This is a genomic window from Pseudarthrobacter sp. NIBRBAC000502772 (assembly GCF_006517235.1).
Taxonomy (GTDB): domain Bacteria; phylum Actinomycetota; class Actinomycetes; order Actinomycetales; family Micrococcaceae; genus Arthrobacter.
Genome location: NZ_CP041188.1, coordinates 2,160,360 through 2,179,562, shown reverse-complemented (window position 1 = coordinate 2,179,562; position 19,203 = coordinate 2,160,360). Strand labels below are relative to the sequence as shown.

At 65.1% G+C, this 19,203-nt stretch carries 19 protein-coding genes, 1 tRNA gene and 1 pseudogene; 5 read left to right on the top strand and 16 right to left on the bottom strand.

What is annotated here, in order from left to right; all coding sequences use genetic code 11:
- Positions 1-198 precede the first annotated feature (198 nt).
- Positions 199-1,020, top strand: a complete 822-nt coding sequence (locus tag NIBR502772_RS10140; RefSeq protein ID WP_141140081.1) for a ParA family protein — start codon at positions 199-201, stop codon at positions 1,018-1,020.
- A 94-nt stretch (positions 1,021-1,114) separates the two neighbouring features.
- Here the strand turns inward: NIBR502772_RS10140 and NIBR502772_RS10135 are convergent, their stop codons facing one another.
- The 5 genes from NIBR502772_RS10135 to gcvH form a co-directional block, all read right to left on the bottom strand.
- Positions 1,115-1,711, bottom strand: coding sequence for a MerR family transcriptional regulator (locus NIBR502772_RS10135; protein WP_111906896.1), 597 nt, complete (start codon positions 1,709-1,711; stop codon positions 1,115-1,117).
- Between the two features lie 238 nt (positions 1,712-1,949).
- Positions 1,950-2,453, bottom strand: a complete 504-nt coding sequence (locus tag NIBR502772_RS10130) for a bifunctional nuclease family protein (RefSeq protein ID WP_056342311.1) — start codon at positions 2,451-2,453, stop codon at positions 1,950-1,952.
- Entirely contained in the window at positions 2,453-3,169 is a 717-nt protein-coding gene (locus NIBR502772_RS10125) for a MerR family transcriptional regulator (protein WP_056342316.1), read from the bottom strand. Before NIBR502772_RS10125 ends, NIBR502772_RS10130 begins: the two co-directional genes overlap by 1 nt.
- Before the next feature lie 23 nt (positions 3,170-3,192).
- Positions 3,193-3,669, bottom strand: a complete 477-nt coding sequence (locus NIBR502772_RS10120) for an FHA domain-containing protein (protein WP_141140080.1) — start codon at positions 3,667-3,669, stop codon at positions 3,193-3,195.
- 145 nt (positions 3,670-3,814) lie between these two features.
- Entirely contained in the window at positions 3,815-4,201 is a 387-nt protein-coding gene (gene gcvH, locus NIBR502772_RS10115) for a glycine cleavage system protein GcvH (RefSeq protein ID WP_056342321.1), read from the bottom strand.
- Between the two features lie 118 nt (positions 4,202-4,319).
- Here gcvH and NIBR502772_RS10110 point away from each other — a divergent pair, with 118 nt between their 5' ends.
- Positions 4,320-4,955: a hypothetical protein gene (locus NIBR502772_RS10110; RefSeq protein ID WP_210412423.1), complete on the top strand. Its 636-nt coding sequence runs from the start codon at positions 4,320-4,322 to the stop codon at positions 4,953-4,955.
- A 4-nt stretch (positions 4,956-4,959) separates the two neighbouring features.
- Positions 4,960-5,829 (top strand): Fpg/Nei family DNA glycosylase, encoded by an 870-nt coding sequence (locus NIBR502772_RS10105; RefSeq protein WP_056342328.1) that lies wholly within the window; start codon positions 4,960-4,962, stop codon positions 5,827-5,829.
- Positions 5,830-5,907: 78 nt separating this feature from the next.
- Here NIBR502772_RS10105 and NIBR502772_RS10100 read toward each other — a convergent pair.
- The 10 genes from NIBR502772_RS10100 to NIBR502772_RS10055 form a co-directional block, all read right to left on the bottom strand.
- A tRNA-Pro gene (locus tag NIBR502772_RS10100) sits at positions 5,908-5,984 on the bottom strand.
- Positions 5,985-6,131: 147 nt separating this feature from the next.
- Positions 6,132-7,682: a ribosome biogenesis GTPase Der gene (gene der / locus NIBR502772_RS10095; RefSeq protein ID WP_141140079.1), complete on the bottom strand. Its 1,551-nt coding sequence runs from the start codon at positions 7,680-7,682 to the stop codon at positions 6,132-6,134.
- 10 nt (positions 7,683-7,692) lie between these two features.
- Positions 7,693-8,373: a 1-acyl-sn-glycerol-3-phosphate acyltransferase gene (locus NIBR502772_RS10090; RefSeq protein WP_141142024.1), complete on the bottom strand. Its 681-nt coding sequence runs from the start codon at positions 8,371-8,373 to the stop codon at positions 7,693-7,695.
- A gap of 31 nt (positions 8,374-8,404) precedes the next feature.
- Positions 8,405-9,118 carry a (d)CMP kinase gene (gene cmk, locus NIBR502772_RS10085; RefSeq protein ID WP_141140078.1) on the bottom strand — a complete coding sequence of 238 codons (714 nt, stop codon included), beginning with the start codon at positions 9,116-9,118 and terminating at the stop codon, positions 8,405-8,407.
- Positions 9,118-10,227, bottom strand: a complete 1,110-nt coding sequence (locus NIBR502772_RS10080; protein ID WP_058929409.1) for a prephenate dehydrogenase — start codon at positions 10,225-10,227, stop codon at positions 9,118-9,120. The genes cmk and NIBR502772_RS10080 overlap by 1 nt, the downstream gene beginning before the upstream one ends.
- A 3-nt stretch (positions 10,228-10,230) precedes the next feature.
- A complete protein-coding gene (locus NIBR502772_RS10075) occupies positions 10,231-11,520 on the bottom strand; it encodes a pseudouridine synthase (RefSeq protein WP_104063695.1) in 1,290 nt (429 codons plus the stop codon).
- Positions 11,521-11,630: 110 nt separating this feature from the next.
- On the bottom strand, positions 11,631-12,200 hold the full coding sequence (locus NIBR502772_RS10070) for an SMC-Scp complex subunit ScpB (protein WP_246848792.1): 570 nt from the start codon (positions 12,198-12,200) through the stop codon (positions 11,631-11,633).
- An 89-nt stretch (positions 12,201-12,289) separates the two neighbouring features.
- Positions 12,290-13,102, bottom strand: a complete 813-nt coding sequence (locus NIBR502772_RS10065) for a ScpA family protein (protein WP_141140076.1) — start codon at positions 13,100-13,102, stop codon at positions 12,290-12,292.
- A gap of 6 nt (positions 13,103-13,108) precedes the next feature.
- Entirely contained in the window at positions 13,109-14,008 is a 900-nt protein-coding gene (locus NIBR502772_RS10060) for a ParA family protein (protein WP_056342349.1), read from the bottom strand.
- Between the two features lie 236 nt (positions 14,009-14,244).
- Entirely contained in the window at positions 14,245-15,588 is a 1,344-nt protein-coding gene (locus tag NIBR502772_RS10055; protein WP_141140075.1) for a cation:dicarboxylate symporter family transporter, read from the bottom strand.
- A 141-nt stretch (positions 15,589-15,729) separates the two neighbouring features.
- On the opposite strand from NIBR502772_RS10055, the pseudogene NIBR502772_RS10050 reads away from it, so the two are divergent.
- A pseudogene (locus tag NIBR502772_RS10050) lies at positions 15,730-17,369 on the top strand (ATP-binding protein).
- Positions 17,366-18,079: a response regulator gene (locus tag NIBR502772_RS10045; RefSeq protein WP_056342355.1), complete on the top strand. Its 714-nt coding sequence runs from the start codon at positions 17,366-17,368 to the stop codon at positions 18,077-18,079. Before NIBR502772_RS10050 ends, NIBR502772_RS10045 begins: the two are co-directional and overlap by 4 nt.
- A gap of 15 nt (positions 18,080-18,094) precedes the next feature.
- Here NIBR502772_RS10045 and NIBR502772_RS10040 read toward each other — a convergent pair whose 3' ends face one another.
- On the bottom strand, positions 18,095-19,192 hold the full coding sequence (locus NIBR502772_RS10040; protein WP_141140074.1) for an alanine--glyoxylate aminotransferase family protein: 1,098 nt from the start codon (positions 19,190-19,192) through the stop codon (positions 18,095-18,097).
- Between the last annotated feature and the right edge of the window lie 11 nt (positions 19,193-19,203).

Sequence of the window (19,203 nt, the reverse complement as noted above, 5' to 3'; positions counted from 1 at the left end):
TCATGTCCCGCGTGCATCGACGGAGGCTGGCAGAACCGGCACCCATGCCATCGCCGTGCCATGCCGCGTCCCCATAAGACGGGATTCACCGGCGCAGCCACATATGATGAGTAAGGCGGCTCGAGCCGCCTGCTTCGGCAGTGCCGGAGCAAACATTACCCCCAACACGGCAGCCGGCGTTAGGTTTTGGTCTCACAAGTGCAAGTAGTCAGCATCAGCAGCCTCAAGGGCGGAGTCGGCAAGACGTCCGTCACCACAGGATTGGCGTCTGCGGCGCTTGCCGCGGGCATCCCCACACTGGTGGTGGACCTCGATCCCCACGCGGACGCGACCACTGCCCTGGGCGTCCAGGCCGGCGACCAGCTGGACATCGGCAGGATGCTCAAGAGCCCCCGCCGGGCCAAGCTCGCGGACAATGTCGCGGGCAGCTCCTGGACGGCACGGGCGCATACCAACGGATCCGGACCGGCCGTCCTGGACGTCGCCGTGGGTTCGGCGTACACCGGCATCTACGACCGCCCCGACCTTGGCCGCAGGGACCTTCGCAGGCTTTCCGCGGTCCTGGCTGGCGCCGACCGCTACGAGCTGGTCCTCATTGACTGCCCGCCGTCGCTGAACGGGCTGACCCGGATGGCCTGGTCAGCAAGTGACAAAGTGGCGCTCGTGGCCGAGCCGGGACTCTTCTCGGTGGCTGGGACGGAACGGACCATGCGCGCCATCCAGCTGTTCAAGCAGGAATTCGCGCCGAACCTATCCCCCGCAGGCATCGTGGCCAACCGCGTTCGCACCGGTTCCTCCGAACACACGTACCGGCTCGCGGAAATGGAATCGATGTTCGGTGACCTGCTGCTGAGCCCACGCATCCCCGAACAGGCGAACTGGCAGCAGATCCAGGGCGCGGCCCACCCGGTGCACCACTGGCCCGGCGAATCCGCGAAGACATCCGCTGCGTTGTTCGACGCCCTCCTCGTCAACCTCCTGGCGACCCGAAGCGGGCTGCGAAACCGAACCCAGCGTTAACCCTTTGGCTGCAGCCAAAGGTTCCGCAGACAACGACAAGAGGCCATCCCCGCAGGGGGTGGCCTCTTCTTGTTGGTGTTGTGCCAGCCTGTTGTCAGCCGATCTTGCGGGCAGCGCGCCGCTTGCTCAGCTCGTCGTCGGGAAAGGACTGTTCAGCGGCGTGTTCGCTCGGCAGGGAAGCCAGGCTGCCCTCGACTTCGCGCCAGACCCGGCCCACGGCGATGCCGAAAACGCCTTGTCCACCCTGTACAAGATCGATGACCTCGTCTGCGGAGGTGCATTCGTAGACGCTCGCGCCGTCGCTCATGAGCGTGATCTGTGCCAGATCCTCCACGCCGCGTTCGCGCAGATGTTCCACTGCCGTGCGGATCTGCTGAAGGGAAACACCGGTGTCCAGAAGCCGCTTGACTACCTTGAGGACGAGAATGTCCCGGAAGCCGTAGAGTCGCTGCGAGCCGGAGCCTGCGGCGCCGCGGACTGCGGGCTCAACCAGCCCGGTGCGTGCCCAGTAGTCCAGCTGACGGTACGTGATGCCGGCCGCCTTGCAGGCCGTGGGGCCGCGGTAGCCGGCGTCCTCGTCAAGGACGGGAAGGTCTTCGGTAAACAGGAGGCCCTGGGCACCGCTCGCGGGCACAGCCACACCAGCCGTTGTGGGCTGCTTCAGCCCGCCTGCTTCGCCTTTGGGACTCACCTGGATCCTCCTTGTCATAAGCTCCCGGGGACCACTGCATCAGCCGGTTCACACATGAAGTTCATGCATGTAATTTCGCGGGGGTCGTACTTTTACAGTGTGACTTGCGCGGCTGCTGTAAGCAATGGGAGCTTGATACCTTCGACGTTAGGCCCGCTGCGCCCCAAGGTCAAAGATCTAGGCCGCTTGGCGCAGGCGTGTCGGAACTTTCAGGCTCAACTTTAACCTTAACGTGACCTCAGCCGTCGAAGTCTTCGGGCTCCACATCGTCCAGGAACTCACGGAAGCGCCGCAGTTCGCGCTCCTCGTCCACGGTGGGGCCCGGGTCAGTATCCTCCCCCTCGTCATGCTCGGTAATACGGACTCCGGCTTCATCCATTACCGAGTCGGCACACCAGATGCGGCACTTGGCCCGCAACGCGATCGCGAGTGCGTCCGATGCCCGCGAGCTAACGGTGGTGCCGTTCTCGAACTGGAGCTGGCCATAAAAGATGTTGTCCTCAACGGCCACAATGTTGACGCTGACGACCGAATGGCCCAGGGACTCCACCACGTCCACCAGGAGGTCGTGGGTCATCGGGCGCGGAGGCACTACCCCTTGCTGGGCCAGGGCGATGGCACTTGCCTCTGGAGTCCCGATCCAGATGGGCACGTGCCGCTCGCCGTGGATCTCGCGCAGCAGGACGAGCGGCTGGTTGGACGGCAGTTCGATACGAACGCCTACGATCTCCACTTCGATCATCAGATGTCCATACGTGAGATACGGTCCTGGACCAGTGCCCGGTGCAGGACCAGGCAGAGGTCGCTGATTTCGCGGGCCGCTTCGGCAGCCCGCGCCTGTGACGCGGAATCGCGCCGGGACGCGAGCGGCGCAACTGCGCGCTCCACGAGTCCGAATTCACGTTCCGCGGCGGCCTGGAACGGCCGCAGGTGGCGCGGCTCAAGGCCGTGGCTCTCCAGCTGCACGCAGGCACGGGCCACTTGGAGGGCGTGCTCGTCGAACTTGCCGTTGCTGTGGCTGATCAGCCCGAAGCTCAGCAGCGACTGGAGCAACGGAATGCTGGCGCCGGACTCGGTCCGCAGCTGTTCCTCGCTGAATTTCCGGCCGCGGTTCTGAAGCTCCACGGCCAATTCATCCGAAACGATCCGCGGCGAAACCACGACGCCGGGCGGCAGGTTCTCGGGCCGCTCTCCCCTGTCGATCGCATCAAGGTAGTCCTTGATGACTTTCAGTGGAAGGTACTGGTCCCGCTGCAGCGCCAGCACAAAACGGAGACGTTCGACGTCACTGTCCGAGTACTGCCGGTATCCGGCCGGAGTGCGGCGCGGATTAATCAGTCCCTTTTCCTCGAGGAACCTGATTTTCGACGCGGTCATACCCGGAAAGTCGCCGCTGAGTTGCGCGAGGACTTCCCCGATGTTCAAAACTTGGGGCCCCCGGCGTTCCGGTTGTGCCATTGCCACAGGCAAGTGTCCCGGGATCAGGCGCGGCCTGCTGCGCGGGCAGGGCTCAGGTAGAAGGTGAGTCGGAACTTGCCGATCTGGACTTCGTTCCCGGACTTTAGCTCAACACTGTCCACGCGGTCGTGGTTGACGTACGTGCCGTTGAGGCTGCCGGTATCCACCACTTCAAAGCTCCGCGCAGTGCGGCGGAACTCGACGTGGCGCCGCGAGACGGTGACGTCATCCAGGAAGATGTCGGCATCAGGATGACGGCCGGCCGTGGTGGTGTCCGTGTCAAGCAGGAAGCGGGCACCCGCGTTCGGGCCGCTGTGGGCCACCAGGAGCGCGGAACCGGCCGGCAGCGCCTCCACGGATGAACGCTCGTCCGTGGACAGCTTGGGGGCGATGGTGGGTTCGTCGGAGACGGGGGTGAGATGGATCGAGGTGGTCTCCGAAGCCCTGGCCGCACCTGTGCCGTGCTCGCCTTCGGCAGGGTCCTGTTCGTGGCCAACCATGGATTCCTCCTCTTTCGCTGCAGCTCTCACGCCTGCAATCAACTTTTGCCCTGACGGATCCGCCTCGCGGATCCGATGCCGGGCCCCGATCCGGCCACTGACGTGCGAAGACGCCCGTTGGCCGGACCGGATGAACCCGTTAGCTTCAGCCTACCTGCTGTTCGTACTCGGATGCACTGAGCAAGGATTCCACAGCGTCCGCTTCTGCCAGCCGGATCTCGATCAGCCAGCCGTCGCCGTACGGATCGGAGTTGATCAACGCCGAATCGGTATCGAGGGATTCGTTGCGTGCCACGACCTCGCCGCTGACCGGAGCATAGATGTCACTGACGCTCTTGGTGGATTCGACCTCGCCCACGACTTCGTTTGCGGTGACTTTGGTGCCGGCTTCCGGCATCTGGGCATAGACAACATCTCCGAGTGCGTCCTGCGCGAAGTCGGTGATGCCCACCCGGACCACGCCGTCGGCGCTCGGTGCGGATACCCACTCGTGCTCGGCGGTGTAGGACAGGTCTTCGGGAATGTTGCTCATCAGGGGCCTTTCATCGGGTCAATCACCAATGTCAACGGGGCCTGGAAAACAAGCCGCCGCTGAAAGTATAGGCACAACTCCACGGGCGTTCGAGGAGGATTCTGACATGATGAGACTCATGAGATCACATGCACAGGAATCGCCCGCGAAAAAGGCGAACTGGGCTGCACGGATCATCCTCGTTGCGGTGGCGTTGGTGGTCCTCACTATCGCTTACTTTGCCTTAGCGGCCATCCTCCCGGTCTGGTGGGCGAATGTTATCCGCAACCAGGTCCAGGGCAATCTTGGGGCGGGCATCCTGGTGGGGATGTTTTACGGGTTCGTTTTCACGTTCGTTCCCCTCGTGGTGGCCTGGCAGGCCACACGCAAATCCGTAAGCTGGCCCTGGAAGCTGACCATCCTCGTCGCCGCTGTGGCTCTCGCCTCCCCGAATCTGCTGACCGCCGGGATCATGTTCGACAGCTCGCAGGCCGCCCATAACGGACAGCGGATCCTTGGCACGGAGGCAACCTGGTTCCCGCTGTGGACACAGATCTCAGCCATCGCCGCCGTCGTGGTCTTTGTGGTCGGCCTGATCCTGTGGAGGGTCTGGCGGCAGCGCGGCAAAAAGATGAAGGTGCTCAAGAAGGCAGGTGCCGAGCGTTCCCTGGCTGCGAAGGCGGCCAATGACTCCGCGGCCAGCTCACCTGCTCCCGAGGCGTCAGCTGTTCCTGAGGCTCCGGCCGCACCCGACAGCCAGGCTGACGACAGGTAAAGCCGTGCCGGAGCTTCCCGAGGTTGCAGGCCTGGCCGGTTTCCTGGACGAGCACCTGCGCGGAGCGGTGGTGCGGAAGGTCCAGATCGTTTCCTTTGCCGTGCTGAAGACAGCGGATCCGCCGTTCACAGCGCTGGAGAACTGCACGGTCGCCGGCGTGCGGCGGTTTGGAAAGTTTGTCAGCATTGACACCGACGGGCCGTCCTTTGTCTTCCACCTCGCCCGGGCGGGCTGGGTCCGCTTCACGGACTCGCCCACAGACACCCAGCTCCGGATGGGAAAGGGCCACATCGCCATGCGGCTGGCGTTCACCGGGCCGGACGGTGCCCATGGCATGGATCTTACCGAGGCGGGGACCAAAAAGAGCCTTGCCGTTTACGTGGTGCGCGACCCCCAGGATGTGCCGGGCGTCGCGGCGCTGGGGCCGGACCCGTTCAGCGCAGCGTTCGACGCCGACATGCTGGCGGAAATTCTCGGCTCCACTTCCCAGCAGATCAAGGGCGTCCTGCGGAGCCAGAGTGTGATTGCGGGGATCGGGAACGCCTACAGCGACGAGATCCTGCATGCTGCGAGGATCTCCCCCTTTGCCACCGCCAAGTCCTTGGACCGCGGCACGGTGCAGGTGCTTTATGACGCCATCCACAGCGTGCTCGGAACAGCCCTGGCCGAAGCCGAGGGCAAGCCGCCCAGCGAGCTCAAGGACGTCAAACGCAGCCACATGCGGGTCCATGCCCGCACCGGCGAAGCTTGCCCGGTGTGCGGTGACACAGTCCGGGAGGTGTCTTTCGCGGATACTTCCCTACAGTACTGCCCCACGTGCCAGACCAAGGGAAAGATCCTGGCGGACCGCAGGACGTCGAAGTTCCTGAAATAAGCCAGGCCGCGAAACATCCGAACAGGACGGCACAAAACAAAAGCGTCCCGGAGAATTTTCTCCGGGACGCTTCTGTTTTGGTCGGGCTGACAGGATTTGAACCTGCGACCCCTTGACCCCCAGTCAAGTGCGCTACCAAGCTGCGCTACAGCCCGTTAGTTCCGCCGTTCTCCGCTGCGTTTACTCCCGATGTTAGCCAGGATTTCAACTCAGCAGTCCGGCCGAACCACCTTGAAAAGCTTACACGATTCCGGAGGGTGCAAGTGACACTTTGCCGCCTGCACGCCCCCGGTGTGTCCTAATTAACGCTTCTTGCCGCGCTTTTCGCGGACGCGCATGTTGACCTCGATGGGCGTGCCCTCGAAACCGAACGTTTCGCGGAGCCTGCGGGTGATGAAGCGGCGGTAGCCCGGGTCCAGGAATCCGGTGGTGAACAGCACAAACTTCGGCGGCCGGCTGGACGCCTGCGTGCCGTACAGGATGCGCGGTTGCTTGCCGCCGCGGACCGGGTGCGGGTGCGCCGCCACAAGCTCGCCAAGGAAGGCATTGAGCTTACCGGTGGGGATGCGCCTGTCCCAGTTCTCCAGGGCCAGGTCCAGGGCGGGAACCAGACGGTCCTTGTGCCAGCCCGTCAGCGCGGAGATGTTGACCCGGGGCGCCCAGGCCACGTGGGCCAGGTCCTGCTCGATTTCGCGCTCCAGGTAGGTGCGGCGTTCGTCGTCGAGCAGGTCCCACTTGTTGAAAGCCAGCACAAGGGCGCGGCCCGACTCGATGGCCAGCTGCAGGATGCGGACGTCCTGCTCGCTGAGGACCTCATCCACCGCGAGAAGAACGACGGCGACCTCCGCCTTTTCGAGCGCGGCCTGCGTCCGGAGGGAGGCGTAGTAGTCGGCGCCCTGCGCCATGTGCTGGCGGCGGCGGATGCCTGCCGTGTCCACAAAACGCCACGTGCGGTCACCGAGTTCAATGAACTCATCCACCGGATCACGCGTGGTGCCGGCGGTGTTGTCCACGACGACACGTTCGGACCCTGCCAGCTTGTTCAGCAGTGATGACTTGCCCACGTTCGGGCGGCCGATCAGTGCGATGCGGCGGGGTCCGCCCGAGCGTTCCAGGCCCTCAATGGTGGAGAACTCCGGCAGGGTGTCCATCACGTGGTCCAGGAGGTCGGCCACGCCGCGTCCGTGCAGGGCCGAGACGGGGTATGGCTCGCCGAAGCCGAGGCCCCACAGTGTGGCAGAGTCCGCTTCCTGGGCGAAGTCGTCCACCTTGTTGGCCACCATGATGACCGGCTTCTTGCTGCGGCGGAGCATCTTCATAACGCCCTCGTCCGTTGCGGTGGCGCCCACCGCGGAGTCGACGACGAAGAGCACGGCGTCGGCCATTTCCACAGCCATTTCCGCCTGTTCGGCCACCCGTGCGTGGATGCCGCGGGCATCGTGCTCCCAGCCGCCGGTGTCCACCAAAGTGAAGTTGCGCCCGTTCCAGTGTGCCGAGTACATCACGCGGTCCCGCGTCACGCCGGGAGTATCCTCGACCACGGCTTCGCGGCGGCCCAGGATGCGGTTCACCAGAGTGGATTTGCCCACGTTGGGACGGCCGATGATGGCAAGCACGGGATCGAGCTTGACCGGACCGTCGAAGTCCTCGTCGTCGTAGTTCCCGCTCAGCAGGGCGGCGTCTTCCTCGTCGAGCTCGTAGTCGTCCAAGCCGGCGCGGAGCGACGCGGCACGCATCTCCGCTTCGTCGTCGTCGATCGCGGCCAGCCGCTCGGCCACCTGGTCCGTGCCGGTGGGCGTGTATTCATCTTCGCCGGCGCCGGAGTGGCTGGAGGTTTGAGTCGTATCGCTCATTGCACTTTCCTTAGTGGTCATCTGCCGGCGTCCCGGCTACTGCTGTGAAGTTCGTGCGGAAATCCGCGTGGGGCAAAGGCTGCCCACTGTGTTGGATGGTCTCCTGGACGTGCCCCGCAAGCGCAGCGCGGATTTCCATTCCCGCCCTGTCCATTGAAGCACGGCCCGTTTCGCCGGGGTTGCGGCTGAGGGTCAGTGCGTTGCCGAAGCTGACGTGGAACCGCCGCCCTGGCCTGGGTACTGTGTCGAGGTGTTCGTTGCCCGTCCGGGTGCCGAGGATCGCCACGGGAACCACGGGGGCGCCCGAGTTCAGCGCCAGCCAGGCCACCCCGTTGTTGATGTCTGTTGCCTGGCCGCTCCCCCGAGATCCTTCCGGAAGAATCCCGATGCAGCGGCCGGCGTCGAGCATGTTCTTGCCCAGCAGCAGCGCAGCCCGGTCCCCGGAGCGGTCAACCGGCAGCTGGCCGGAGGCCCGAAGGACCCGACCCAGCAAGCCCTTGAACATCTCCTTCTTGACCAGGATGTGCATGGGACGCGGCGACGCGCCGAACATCACCGGCCCGTCCAGGAAACTGATGTGGTTGCCGGCAAAAATCACCGGCCCACCCGTAGGCACGTTGTCCCGGCCTGTGACGGACGTGCGGTACACCACGTGGTCCAGGAGCCAGCCGACGGGCCGGCTCCATGTCATGGTCAGGCCGGAGGGAAGCCGCACGCCGCGGTCAGTCACGGTTAAGCACCTTCGTGACGATCACGAGCGCCGCGTCCACGGTCTCGGCGAAGTCCAGATCGGAAGAATCCAGGGTGACAACACCGTCGGCAGCCTGGGTGAAGTTCACCACTGTGGAATCCTTGGCGTCACGGTGGGTGACCTGGGCGGCGAGCTGCTCCGCATCCTGCGTGCCGCCCAGTTGGATGCCGCGGCGGCGAAGCCGGGCCTCCTCACTGGCGGTCAGCAGCATGCGGACTTCCGCGCCCGGGGCCACGACGGTCGTGATGTCCCGGCCCTCCACCACGATGCGGCGGTGGTGCTTTTCAATGACCTCACGCTGCCGGCGGATCAGTTCGGTCCGCGCACCCAGGGTGGTGGCCACCGCACTGACCGCCGACGAAATTGCCGGTTCACGGATGGCGTCCGTGACGTCGGCGCCGCCCACGCGGACGTATTCCTCCCGCGGTGTGGTGCTCAGTTCCAGGACCAGGTCACGGGAGGCCTGCTCCACGGCGGCGGCGTCGCTGAGGTCAATTCCGCTGGTGACGCAGAACCAGGTCAGGGCACGGTACATGGCGCCGGTGTCCAGGTAGGCAAGGTGCAGCCGGCGGGCCACTTCCTTGCTCACGCTGGACTTGCCGGAGCCTGACGGCCCGTCGATGGCGACCACCAAAGGCCTGCCTACGCGCAAGGCCGGAAGGGTGTCAAGAAGTTCTTGTGTCATTACTGCAATACCCGCCATCCGCGGTCGTTGAGTGCTTCGATCAGATGGTCATGCTTGTTCGGCAGCACGGACAGTTCCACCATGCCCACGTTCTGGCCCGAGGAGTGGTCCAGCCGAAGGTCCTCCACGTTCACGCCGATCTCACCGATTTCGGTGAGGAGCTGCGCGATCTGTCCCGGCCGGTCATCCACGAGGACCGTCAGCCAGGAGTATGCCTGCGGCGGGCCACCGTGCTTACCCGGAATACGGGCCTGCCCGGCATTGCCTTCGCTGATGAGCTGGGCCAGGTCCAGCCTGGCGCCGGGCGCAAGCGGTTCCTCCAGCGTCCCGATGAGCCGGTTCAGGTCCTCGCGGACCCCGTAAAGGATCTCCACGACCTTTCCCGCGTTGCCGCCCAGGATCTGGACCCACAGCGTGGGATCGCTGGCGGCGATCCGCGTGACATCCCGCAGCCCGTTGCCGGCGAGGGACAGCGCGTGAAGCGGCGTCCCCTGCAGCCGGCTGGCCAGCAGGGAGGACATGATCTGGGGCAGGTGCGATACCAAGGCCACGGCTTCGTCGTGTTCGTCGGCAGTGAACTGGGAAACCACGGCTCCCAGGTCCGTGGCCAGGGAACGCGCAGTCTGCACGGCAGCCGCGGATGACTCCGGGCCCGGACAAACCACCCACGGCATGGACGTGAAGAGCTCGCCGCGGGCCGCAACCGGCCCGGACTTTTCGCGCCCAGCCATCGGATGCGTCCCCACATAGCGGGCGAGGTCCGCGCCGCGGCCGCCCAACTCCGCCAGGATGGCGGCCTTGACGCTGGCGATGTCAACCACCACGGAATCCGGGTAGTCGGCAAGCGCACGGGCCACGACGTCGGCTGTCACGTCCGGCGGTGCTGCCACCACCACAAGCTCCGGCGCCTCGTCCCCCAGCTGGTCCAGGGGCTGGCCGGCGCCGATGTCGACTGCCACCGCCTGGTTGGTCGGCGACGGGTCAGACAGGAACACGGGCACGCCGCGCCCACGCAGGCCCAGCCCGATGCTGGCACCGAGCAGGCCGGTGCCAATCACCACGACCGGCCCGTTGAGGTGCCCCCGCCCGTGGGAGCGAAATGCGGACATGCCTCAGAGTCCTACGGATGCCAGCAGGTGGCCGACTTCCTGCTTGCCAAGGTTGCGGATGCTGCCCTGGCGCTGGTCGCCCAGGCCAATGGGACCCACCTTGACGCGCACCAGGCGCAGGACCGGGAACCCGACGGCGTCGAACAGGCGACGGACAATCCGGTTCTTGCCTGAGTGCAGAACCACTTCGATCAGCACATGGCCCGGAGTGGAGTCCACCAGCTTGAAGGAGTCAACGGAGGCAAAGCCATCCTCGAGTTCCACGCCTTCGCGGAGCTGGGCGCCGACTCCCTGCGGGAACGGGCCGCGGACCTGGACCAGATAGGTCTTCGGGACCTCGTAGGACGGGTGCGTCAGCCGGTTGGCCAGTTCGCCGTCGTTGGTCAGCAGCAGCAGCCCTTCGGTGGCGACGTCCAGCCGGCCCACGTGGAACAGGCGTTCGCCCAGGTGGGTCTTCCGCACAAAATCGCTGATGCAGGGACGGCCATCGGGGTCTTCCATGGTGGACACCACGCCCTTGGGCTTGTTGAAGACCATGTATACGAGGTTTTCATCCAGCTGGATGCGCAGGCCATCAACGTGGATGACTGCCGTCTTAGGGTCCACGCGGACACCAAGCTCAGTGACAACCTGGCCGTCGACCTCAACACGGCCTTCGGCGATCATCTCTTCGCAGACGCGGCGCGAAGCCACGCCGGCCTGGGCCATGACCTTCTGCAGGCGGGTGCCGTCGGCGTCGTGCATTTCCGACTGCGGGACGTCACCGCGGGCTCCGCGCTTGCGGGCAGGCTTCCGGACGGGGCCAAGGTTCTGGCCAAACCGTTCGCTGCCGAAGGCGCGTGACGCCGCCGCCCCGGGCCTTCCGGTGCGCGGCTTGGGCTTGAGCGCGCCGGGGGTGCCGGGAGCCTTGTTGGCGCCCGGTTTGCGGGCAGCAGGCTTGCGCGCCGATGTGCTGCCTGCCGGCTTCCAGTCGGAGGCACCGCGGCCGGCCGGTGGCGACGCCGGGGCGTCGCCGGGATCCACAAATGGCTCCTCGCGGGGCCTCGGGGCCTTGTACGGCCGGTCGCCGCCGCCGAATCCGGCGTTACGCTTGCCTGCGCCGGCGCGGAATCCGCCGCCCGCCGCGCTGGGGCGGCCGCTGCCGCCCTGTGCAGGATTCCGGCTTGCGCCGCCCTGCGCCGGATTACGGCTGGCCGCTGGATTGCGGCTGGCGCCGCCCTGTCCGGCATTGCGTTCTGAACTGTTGCGTCCCGAACTGTTACGTGGTGAACCCTGGCGTCCCGCCTGTGTCATGACCCGTCCTTCGTTATTTGGCCGGCTGGTTGTCCAAGAACAACCCTAGCCAGCCATGCAGAAATTATCTGCCCTTATGAATATTCGTGTGTGCATGCGGGATTTCCCGCCTACATTCTGTCGGCGTCGTAGAACTCCGCAATGCCCTCGAGCCCCGGAAGATGGGGTGAGAGCTGGGGCAGTTCCGCTGCGGAGCTGATTCCCATCCGTTCCAGGAAATACGACGTGGTCCGGTAGAGGATGGCTCCCGACTCAGGATCGTGTCCCGAATCTTCGATCAGTCCGCGCTGGGTCAATGTCCGTACGACAGAATCGACATTGACTCCTCGAATTGCAGACACCCTGGCCCTGGAGACAGGTTGGCGGTATGCGATGACAGCCAATGTTTCCAAGGCTGCCTGCGTGAGCCTGGCCGTCTGACCCTCAAGCACAAACCGTCCGACGATCTCGGCGAAGTCTGCGCGGGAGTAGATCCGCCAGCCACCGGCGATGTTCCGCAATTCGAAACCCCGGGGGCTGGCGCTGAAGCCAGCATCGCTGGCACGGTCCATGTCCGGGGCTTTAACAGTATAGCCGCTATACTCCCGCTGCAGTTCCGCCAGTAACTCCTCGACGACGGCGACGGTCAGGTTAAGCCCGGCGGCCAGCTCAGTAGCGCTGGCCGGTTGGTCCAGGACCATCAGGACCGCCTCGAGTGCAGCCTTGGCACCGCCGGGAAGATCCCGGACGTCCAGGACCGGCTCCGCCCCGGGCTCCGGAAGTTCTTGGCTCACGACAGTTCCTCGTATTCTTCGCTTAGGTTTTCTGTTGACCAGTCCCGGCCATCCACCATCCAGTGCACGGTGAGATCACCCAGGGGCGACACCTGGTCGAAGGAGACTGCCCGGTCCCGGAACATCTCCAGCAATGCCAGGAACCTGGCCACCACCACGAGGGTGGAATCGGCGTCGGCGATCAACGCTCGGAACGACAGGGGCTTCCCCAACTGGAGCCGGAGCCCCAGGATCTCGGCCTGTTCCTTCACGCTGACGGCACTGCCATGCAGGTGGGCAAGGCCCACCTCGGTGGGCCGTGGCGTCTTGGGCTTCAGTGCGGACTCGGCCAGGCGGGCGAACTGGTCCGGTGTGTGCTTCCACACCAGTTCCGGGAGCATGGCGGCGAAGTGCTCTTCCAAGGCAACCTGACGCGGAAACCGGCCGGCTTCCTGGTCGAGGGTTCCCGCCATCAAGGCTGCCACCTGCTTGAACGCCTTGTATTGGAGAAGCCTCGCAAAAAGGAGGTCACGCGCTTCCAGCCGGGCGATGTCCTCATCGTCCTCGACTTCACCGGCGGGCAGCAGCCTTGCCGCCTTGAGATCCAGGAGGGTGGCGGCGATGACCAGGAATTCGCTGGCTTCATCCAGCGCCCATTCCTCGCCGAGCTTCTGGAGCTTCCTGATGTACTTGATGAACTCATCAGTGACGGTGGCAATGGCCACCTCGGTGATGTCCAGCTGGTGCTTGGCGATCAGGCCCAGCAGGAGGTCGAACGGGCCGGTGAAGTTGGCCAGCCGCACCTCAAAGCCGGGTTTGGACTCGGCCACGCGTAATTAGGGTGCGCCGCCGCGCGAAATCAGCTCTTTGGCCAGGCGGCGGTAGGCATCGGCGCCGATGTGGCTGCCGGCGTAGCTGGTGATCGGCTCGGCCGCGACGGTGGCGTCCGCGAACTTGATGGAGCGTTTGATGACGGTCTCGAAGACTTTGTCGCCGAAGGCTTCCACCAGGCGGGTGATGACTTCGCGGCTGTGGAGCGTGCGGGCGTCGTACATGGTGGCCAGGACACCATCAACCTGCAGGCCGGGGTTCAGCCTGTCCTGGACCTTGTCGATGGTTTCCACCAGCAGGGCTACGGCACGGAGCGCGAAAAACTCACAGATCAGCGGGATGATCACGCCGTGGGCGGCGGTCAGCGCGTTGACCGTCAGCAGGCCCAGGGAGGGCTGGCAGTCGATCAGGACGACGTCGTAATCGTCTTCGACTTTTTTCAGCGCCCTGTCCAGTACCTGTTCACGGGCGACTTCATTGACCAGCTGCACTTCTGCGGCGGAGAGGTCGATGTTGGCCGGCAGCAGGTCCACGTTTTCGACGCCGGTCTGGTGGATGGCGTCGCGGATGTCCACCTTGCGGTCCATGAGGACGTTGTAGACCGTCAGGTCCAGTTCGTGCGGGTTGATGCCCAGGCCCGCAGACAGCGCGCCCTGCGGGTCGAAGTCAACCAGCAGCACCCTGCGGCCGTATTCAGCAAGGGCCGCTGCCAGGTTGATGGTGGATGTGGTTTTGCCAACGCCGCCCTTTTGGTTGACCATGGCGATCACGCGCGCGGGACCGTGGGACGACAGCGGGGCGGGTTCCGGAAATTCGCGGTGGGGGCGCCCGGTGGGACCCATCACGGCGTCTTCCAGATCGAGTTCCGTGCCTTCCAGAGTTGCCGAACCCTGTTCGCTGCTCACGTATCTATCCACACTTTCGATGACGGTGATTTTCCTGCCGCTGGAACTCCAGCGCCGATCCTGCTTTCCACCTAGGCTACAGGCCCCGACACGGTATTCGAGGGAACTTGACTTTGCGTGGATTCTGAGCCTTGACCTTCTAGTAGAGGTCGAAGGTTAGCCTGCCGCACGCAGGAACCGCCCGCACAGCCGGGGCTGTGCGGGCGGTCCGCAGCTTGGTCAGATTCAGCGCCGCGTTAGGCGTTGGCCAGCACCGGCTCCTTGGGAGAAGCCGTCGTCGGCTCGGCATGTCCTGCGATCATGGTCTGCTCGTCGAAGGGAGCCCGGCCCGAGAGAACTTCGCTTACCTGCTCGTTGTCGATTTCCTTGACCCAGGTGCCGACCAGGACGGTGGCAACGGCGTTGCCGGTGAAGTTCGTCAGTGCCCGCGCCTCGGACATGAAGCGGTCGATGCCCACAATCATGCCCACGCCCCCCAGCAGCTGGGGCGCGTGCGCCTGGAGACCAGCAGCCAGAGTGGCCAGGCCGGCACCGGTGACGCCGGCGGCACCCTTGGAGGCAATGATCATGAAGATCAGCAGGGAAATCTGCGCTCCGAGATCCAGCGGCGTGCCCATGGCGTTGGCCACGAACAGGGACGCCATGGTCAGGTAGATGGCCGTGCCGTCCAGGTTGAAGGAGTAGCCGGTGGGGACGGTGACGCCGACGACGGGCTTGGAGATCCCCAGGTGTTCCAGCTTGGCGATGAGGCGGGGAAGGGCTGCCTCGGAGGAGGAGGTGGAGAAGATCAGGAGGTACTCGCGGCCCAAGTACTTCATGAGCTTGAAGATGTTGACGCCGGTAACCACCTTGAGCAGGCCACCCAGGATGATGACGATGAACAGTGCGCAGGTGATGTAGAAAGCGGCCATCAGGGTGAACATGCTGACGATCGCCTGGAAGCCGGTGGCTCCGACGACGGCGGCGATGGCACCGAAAGCTCCGACGGGGGCAAGCCACATGATCATGATGAGGATGCGGAATACCAGCACTTGGCCGTGGCCGATGGCCTTGAGGACAGGAGCGCCCTGTGGGCCCATCTTCTGGAGGGCGAAGCCTACGAGGATGGCGGCGAAGAGTGTGGGCAGAACCGGAATGTCGCCCGGAATGATGCCCAGGAGGAAGGCAACGGTGCTGTCTACTTCCGCCTTCTTGTTGGGGTCGTACGCCGCCAGCTTCAAACCCTCACCCGGGTGGATGAGGTTGCCGACGACAAGGCCGATACCCAAGGCAAAGGTGGACATGGCGACGAAGTAGCCCAGGGCCAGGCCGCCGACCTTGCCGACCGTTGCGGCTTTGGCGATGGAGCCGATGCCCAGGACGATGGTGCAGAAGATGATCGGTGCAATCATCATTTTGATGAGCTTGATAAAGCCGTCGCCGAGGGGCTTCAGTGATTTGCCGACCTCGGGGAACAGCAGGCCGACGACGGCGCCCAGGATGACGGCGGCAATAACGGCAATGTAAAGGTAGTGCGATTTGTCCAGGCCCTTGCGCCGCGTCTCCACGGTGCCGAGCGACTCTCCTCGTTGAGAAGCCATGATGTGTCTCCTTATGGATAATCTGGTAGACGCTGCGGCGCATTCTCTGGGCTCATCGCGTCGGTCCGGTGTGATATCCATCATTGGCCACACCGTGACTTAGCTCACGGTTGCGTTCATATTGGTCATGGGAGGTGCTTGATGATTCACCGCTGGAGTATCGCCCGCAGGCTGTTCGTGGCGAATCTGCTGATTGTGCTGGCCTTCATTGCGGTTGCGGGCACCGCTACGTTCGTCGACGCCCGGGATCGGAGCTATGAGGAAGCCGGCCGGCGGATGACGGGCGTTGCCGCCGCCGTCGCCGCTAATCCGCTGGTCCTCCAGGCCGCGGACCAAACGGATCCGACAGCGTTGCTCCAGCCCTACGCCCTGGACGTTATGGCCGGATCCGGAGCGGACTTCCTCACCATCATGGCGCCGGACAGGACGCGGTGGACGCACCCCCGGTACGAGGAGCTGGGCAGGCCGTACATCGGCTCCATCGAGGCGTCGCTGCGTGGCGAAGTTTTCACAGAGGTCACAGCAGGAACGCTGGGGCCGTCGGTGCGGACTGTTGTTCCGGTCAAGGATGCCGCGGGGAACGTCAAGGCGCTGGTTGCCGCCGGCGTCACGGTCCGGACAGTGGACGTGGCGCTTTCCGGCCGGCTGCCCGCACTGCTGGTCCTCGGCCTGGCCCTGCTCGTGGGCGGATCCCTGGCGTCCTGGCTGTTGGGCCGCTACCTGCGCCGCGTGACCAGGGGGTGGGGGCCGGAGCAGCTGGCGCAGCTGTTCGCCTACTACGAATCGGTCCTGCATTCCGTGCGTGAGGGGCTGATCCTGATCGACACCAAGGGCCGGGTGGTGATGTACAACGACCAGGCCGCTGAGCTGCTGGGACTGGAGCCGCGCGATTCGGAAGACGATCCGTCCCGGCCGCCCTCCCTGACGGACCTCCCGCTGGCCCCCAGCCTGAAGGAACTCTTTGAATCCGGCCGCACGGCCCACGACGAAATCCACTTGACTGGTCCGCGGATCGTGGTGGTGAACCAGGGCCCGGCCGTCGGGCCCGACTCCCCGGCCTCCGCCGACCCGCGGTGTTCGGCACCGTGGCCACCATCCGCGACCGGACGGAGATCGAATCGCTGGGCAGTGAACTCGAAACGATGCGGACGCTGTCCGACGCCCTCCGCGCCCAGACCCACGAGCACGCCAACCGGCTGCACACCATGGTTTCCCTGCTGGAGCTGGGCCGGACCCGGGAGGCCTTGGAATTCGCCACCAAGGATCTCGAACTGAGCCAGCAGCTGACCGACGAGATGGTGAGTTCCGTGGACGAGCCGGTTCTCAGCGCCCTGATCATGGGGAAGGCCGCCGAAGCGAATGAGCGCGGAGTGAAGCTGACGCTCTCCACCGAGGGGTCCGCGTCCGTTGCCGGCCTGGCTGTCCAGGACCTTGTCACCATCCTGGGAAACCTCCTGGACAACGCGATCGACGCTGCCGCGGATGGCGCGGTTCCCAGGACGGTGGAGCTGACCGTGGAGTCCGATGCCGAGGGCCTGGACATCACGGTGGCGGATTCCGGCCCCGGCGTGGACCCCGCCGCCGTGGAGGACATTTTCCGGCACGGCTTCAGCACCAAGGCCTCCGGTCCGTTCGGACGCGGCATTGGCCTGGCCCTCGTCCGCCAGGCCGTGCAGCGCCTGGACGGTACCATGACCATCACAGGCAAGGACGGCGCACGCTTCCATGTCTTCCTGCCGGCCATGGCCGCCGGGACCGACAAAGAGGAGCAGTTACAGTGACCGATATCCGCGTCCTCGTGGTGGAGGACGAACCGGTGGCCTCGGCCGCGCACGCGGCCTACGTGGGGAGGATGGCAGGGTTCACTGTTGCCGGGACGGCCCCTGACGGCCAGTCCGCGCTCAGGCTCCTGACGGATCTGGCGGCAGCCGGCCAGCCGGTGGAACTGGTCCTCCTCGACATGAACCTTCCGGACCTGCATGGCCTGGACATCGCCCGCCGGATGCGTGCGGCAGGAATCCTGGCGGACATCATTGCCATCACCGCGGTCAGGGAAGTGGCGATTGTCCGCAGCGCCGTCGCCATCGGCGTGGTCCAGTACCTGATCAAGCCGTTCACGTTTGCCACGTTCGAAGACAAACTCTCCAGCTACAGGCTGTTCCGGCAGCAACTGGCTTCCCCGGAGGCCGGTGCCGGCAGGACCGGCGCCTCCCAGAGCGAGGTGGACCAGGCCTTCGCAAGCCTCCGGGCGCCGTCGGAACTGCCCCTCCCCAAGGGCCTCTCAGTCTCCACTCTCGACTCGGTCCAGGCGTACCTGAAACAGCATTCGGAATCGGTTTCAGCAACGGAAGTCATGGCCGCCCTGGGCATGTCCCGCGTCACCGCCAGACGCTACCTCGAATACCTCGCCGACGCCGGCCGCGTATCGCGGGCGCCCCGCTACGGCACGCCCGGCAGGCCAGAGAACGAATACGGCTGGAAGCGGCCCTGAGCCTACAGAGTGTGGCTAGGCAGCGGAGATGGCTTCCTTGAGGGCCCCCAGCGCCAGAGTCACTGATGCGGCGTTTGCGTTCGGGCCCATCATTCCGATCCGCCAGATGCTGGAAGTGTACTTGCCCGCCCCTGAGCCAATCTCGATGCTGAAGTGCTCCAGCAGATGGCGGCGTACGGCCGCGGAGTCGACGCCGTCCGGGACCTTGACAGTGGTAAGGCTGGGCAGCCGGTGGCCCTCGGCCGCGAACAGCTCAAGTCCCATCTCCTGGAGCCCCGACTGCAACGCGGCCCCTGCCGCACGGTGGCGCGCCTGGACCGCGTCCAGTCCCTCGGCCAGGATTCTTTGCAAGCCCGCCTCGAGGCCGGCGATCATAGTGACCGGCGGCGTATGGTGGTAGGTTCTGCCGCTGCCGCTTGCGGCCCCGACGTAACCGCCGAGCAGTCCGACGTCCAGGTACCAGGAGCGGGGATTCTTGATCCTTCGCTCGAAGGCCCTACCCGACATGGTGAAGGGCGACAGCCCCGGTGGCACGCCGAGGCATTTCTGGGTGCCGGCATAGCCGACGTCGATTCCCCAGTCATCTGCCAGGAGTTCCAGCCCGCCGATGGATGTCACGGCGTCGACAATTAACAGCGCATCACCCTTGTTCTGCCCGAGCGACGCGACGTCGGACAGCACCCCAGTCGACGTTTCAGCGTGGACGGCCGCAATCACCTTCGGCCGCGGGTGGGCCGCCAGGACGCGCTCGACGTCGATGGGCGTGCCCCATTCGTGGTCTACACGAACCACGGTGGCGCCGCAGCGGCGTGCCACCTCACACATGCGCTCACCGAAGAGGCCGTTGACGGCGATCACTGCCACATCGCCGTCGTCCACGGTGTTCACAAAAGCCGCTTCCATGCCGCCGGAACCGGTGACGCTCAAGGGCAGCGTGCGGGCATTCTGAGTCCCCCAGACCGTGCGGAGGCCTTCGCACGTGTTGTCGAGCCGTTCGATGAAGACCGGATCCAGGTGCCCAATCACCGGATACGCCAATGCGGCGGTCACTTCCGGGTAGCAGTTGCTCGGTCCCGGACCGAACAGGAACCGCGAGGTCAATACCTGTGGCATTGGAACTCCTT